The 4153-nt window shown below is 61.2% G+C and carries 1 protein-coding gene; it reads left to right on the top strand.

Annotated features, from left to right (window positions below):
• Positions 1-13 precede the first annotated feature (13 nt).
• Positions 14-4153 (top strand): hypothetical protein (locus ACLQ24_RS28725; protein ID WP_425894867.1); only part of this gene is annotated, 4140 nt, incomplete at its 3' end.

Genomic DNA, 4153 nt, shown 5'->3' with positions numbered 1-4153 from the left:
CATGCGAGCGGGCGTGCATGGTGATCCGGTCGGCACTTCACGGGTCGGCGTGTTGTTGGATTCGTCTTCGACCGTCCGTATCGGCATGCACACCGGTCAGCCGTACGCGTCGACCTCCACCGACCACAGCGGTAGCCAGCAGCACGCGCCTGGCTTGTCGTCTGCCACGGGCCAGCACACCGGCGCTAGGGCGCAGGTTCAATGGTCTCTCGACGGGCGCAAACTACTAAAAGGCGACGGCGAAGAGGTGCGCAAACTCGGAGATAACACCGCCTCAATACTTCGACTTCTTATCAACAAGCGCGGCACGGACAACGAATTCGTGACACACGCCGACATCGAGAGTGTGCACACGGGCCCCGTAACGCCCAGTTTGGCTATCGGCAACGTACGGGCTGCATTAAATAGAACGGAATTATTCCCGAAGGGTTCGTGGGCGATAGAATTCGGCGGGGATGGAACAGGTTGGCGTCTTGTTGGTTTGGAGAATGTGCAGGTTGCCTCTGTCAGGCAGGGTGTCGTCGCTCCTGCGCAGGCGCTATGGTCTCTTGACGGGCGTAAACTAAAACGCGGCAGCGAAGAGGTGCGCGTACTCGGAGACAAGGCCGCCTCATTACTTCGACTTCTTATCGACAAGCGCGGCGTGGCCGACGGATTCGTGACGCACGCCGAGGTCGAGAGTGTGTACAAGGGCCTCTCGCCGGCCAGTCAGGCTATCAGGTCGGTACGGGAGGCATTAGAAGGAACGGGAGTATTTCAGAAGGGCTCGTGGGAGATAGAATTCGACGAGCATGAAAGAGGTTGGCGTCTTGTTGGTTTGGAGAATGTGCAGGTTGAGTCTGGCGGGGCCGAGGCTTCTGTTAGTGCCGCTGCCGCTGCCGCTGCCGCTGCCGCTGCCGCTGCCGCTGCCGCTGCCGCTGCCGGGCAGGATGTCGCAGCTCCTGCGCAGGCGCAATGGTCTCTTGACGGGCGTGAACTAAAACGCGACGGCGAAAAGGTGCTCGAACTCAGAAACGGGGCCGCCTCACTACTTCGACTTCTTATCGACAAGCGCGGCACGGCCAACGAAATCGTGACGCACGCCGAGATCGAGAGGGTGTACGAGGGCCTCCCGCCCAGTATGGCTATCAGCGTCGTACGGTTGGAATTAGAGAATACGGAAGTGTTGCTGAAGGATTTGTGGAAGATAGAATCCGTCGGGCGTGGAATAGGTTGGCGTCTTGTTGGTTTGTGGAATGTACAGGTTGAGTCTGGCGGGGCCGAGGCTTCTGTTAGTGCCGCTGCCGCTGCCGCTGTCGGGCAGGATGTCGACGCTCCTGCGATAGGTGCCGGTTCGGTCATGTATCCACCGGACGGCCCTGATGCCCTCATGCAGACCTCCGGTATACCCCAACTCGGCCTTGACGACGGCGTCTGGGTCGCTGGCGCCAGCCAGTATCTCGTCCACGACGGCTCCGGGCCGGACATGCTGGCCCTGCCACTGTCGGGGCCGGCTCTGCCCGGCGACGTGCAGGGCAGTGTCCGGCCGCCGCTCCGTACCGAGTCGGCATCCAATCAGCCGTACGCGTCGACCTCCACCCAGCCGTACGTGTCGACCTCCACCCAGCACAGCGCCGGCGAACTGGCTTTTGATGCTGCCGCTGCCGCTGCCGCTGCCGCTGCCGCTGCCGCTGCCGCTGCTGGGCAGGGTGTCGTCGCTCCTGTGTGGGCGAACGCGCCACTAGACTTGCTGGGTGCGATGGATGTCGATGCTGTCGGGGATGACGGGCTCAGCAATGCGGTAGGGTCGGATGTTGGCCCGGCCGATGGCGGCTTGTGGGAAAATTGGTTGCCAGCGGCTGAGGGGGCACCGCCGGCGGTAGGTGTCGGGTCGGTGATTCAATTGCCGGACTGCTTTGATTATATGGCGCGGATCGGTGCGGCACCCAACGACGCTTACAACCTGTTCCACGCGGTGCTGGACAACGCCATCAGGCAGATGGTTGTCCTGCCATCCGAGGTTTACCCCACCGACACGCAGGAGCCACGGCCGCAGTTCTTTCAGCGCAAAATACCTGAGTTCCTCACCGATGAAATAGCCGATGACCTGGATAGCTACAAGTATTTCAGGGAACGCTGGGCTTCGGCAAAGCACCCGGAAAGCGATCCGAGGATCCGCGAACTCGCACTGCGCTGCAGGTCGTATGCCGAATTGTTACGGGAAGCCTCGCAGAGGGCAGATCTTTGGGACACGCCGCTCGGCCTCGACATGCCCTACGTCCTGGCCCGAATTCTCGACCTCGACATCCGCATCCTCGAAAACAGCGACAACGTCATCACGGATGTCACCCACGTCCCCAACCGAGGCCACCCCCAGCTCTATCTCTACCGCAACCACCACCAATACCTGCCCCTGACCCTGGTCCCCACACAGGTCAACCCCACAGTCACCACCGACACACCCCAGCACACACTGGCAGAGTCCTCATCAAGCGACTCGTACCCACACACATGGATCACCACCGACCACCACAACAGCCCCCTACCCGGCCTTGACGACGGCGTCTGGGCCTCTGGCGCCAGCCAGTATCTCGTCCACTACGGCTCCGGGTCGGACATGCTGGCCCTGCCACTGTCGGGGCCGGCTCTGCTCAGCGACGTGCAGGGCAGTGTCCAGCCGCCGCTCCGTACCGAGTCAGCATCCGATCAGCCGTACGCGTCGACCTCCACGCAGCACAGCGCCGGGCAACTGGCTTTTGATGCTGCTGCTGTCGGGCAGGATGTCATCGCTCCTGCGCAGGCGCAATGGTCTCTTGCCGGGCGTGAACTAAAACGCGGCGGCGAAAATGTACTCGAACTCGGAAAATACGTCGCCCCAATACTTCGCCTTCTTATCGACAAGCGCGGCACGGCCAACGAATTCGTGACGCACGCCGAGATCGAGAGTGCGTACAAGGGCCGCACGCTACCTGGTGTGGCTATCGAAAACTTACGGATCACATTAGGGAAAACGAAAGGATTGCCGAGAGATTCGTGGGTGATAGAGTCCGGCGGACTTGGAGAAGGTTGGCGTCTTGTTGGTTCGTGGAATGTGCAGGTCGAGTCTGGCGGGGCCGAGGCTTCTGTTAGTGCCGCCGCTGCCTCTGTCGGGCAGGATATCGTCGCTCCTGCGCACGCGCAATGGTCTCTTGCCGGGCGTGAACTAAAACGCGGCGGCGAAAATGTACTCGAACTCGGAAAAAACGCCGCCTCAATACTTCGCCTTCTTATCGACAAGCGCGACACGGCCAACGGAGTCGTGACGCACGCCGAGATCAAGAGTGCGTACGATGGCTCCTCGCCACCTCATGTGGCTATCGCAAACTTACGGATCACATTAGGGAAAACGAAAGGATTGCCGAGGGATTCGTGGGAGATAGAATACGACGGGCGCGAAAAAGGTTGGCGTCTTGTTGGTTTGCGGAATGTGCAGGTTGAGTCTGGCGGGGCCGAGGCTTCTGTTAGTGCCGCCGCTGCCTCTGTCGGGCAGGATGTCGTCGCTCCTGCGCACGCGCAATGGTCTCTTGCTGAGTGTGAACTAAAACGCGGCGGCGGAGAGGTGCGCAAACTCGGAAAAAACGCCGCCTCAATACTTCGCCTTCTTATCGACAAGCGCGGTACGGCCGACGAAATAGTGACGCACGCCGAGATCAAAAGTGCGCACGAGGGCTCCTCACGGCCCAGTGTGGCTATCGCAAGCTTGCGGGATGCATTAGAGAGAACGGGAGTATCTCCGAAGGGTTCGTGGGAGATAAAACCCGTCGGGCATGGAGAGGGTTGGCGTCTTGTTGGTTTGTGGAATGTGCAGGTTGAGTCTGGCAGGGCCGAGGCTTCTGTTAGTTCCGCTGCCGCTGTCGGGCAGAATGTCGACGCTCCTGCGATAGGTGCCGGTTCGGTCATGTATCCACCGGACGGCCCTGATGCCCTCATGCAGACCACCGATATACCCCAACCCAGCCTTGACGACGGCGTCTGGGGCTCTGGCGCCAGCCAGTATCTCGTCCACGACGACTTCGAGCCGGACTTGCTGGCCCCGCCACTGTCGGGGCCGGCTCTGTCCGGCGACGTGCAGGGCAGTGTCCCGCCGCCGCTCCGCACCGAGTCAGCATCCGATCAGCCATACGCGTCGACCTCC

Origin of the sequence: Micromonospora sp. DT4 (genome assembly GCF_049841675.1) — a bacterium.
Lineage (GTDB): Bacteria > Actinomycetota > Actinomycetes > Mycobacteriales > Micromonosporaceae > Micromonospora.
This window is presented reverse-complemented; position numbering and strand designations above follow the sequence as displayed.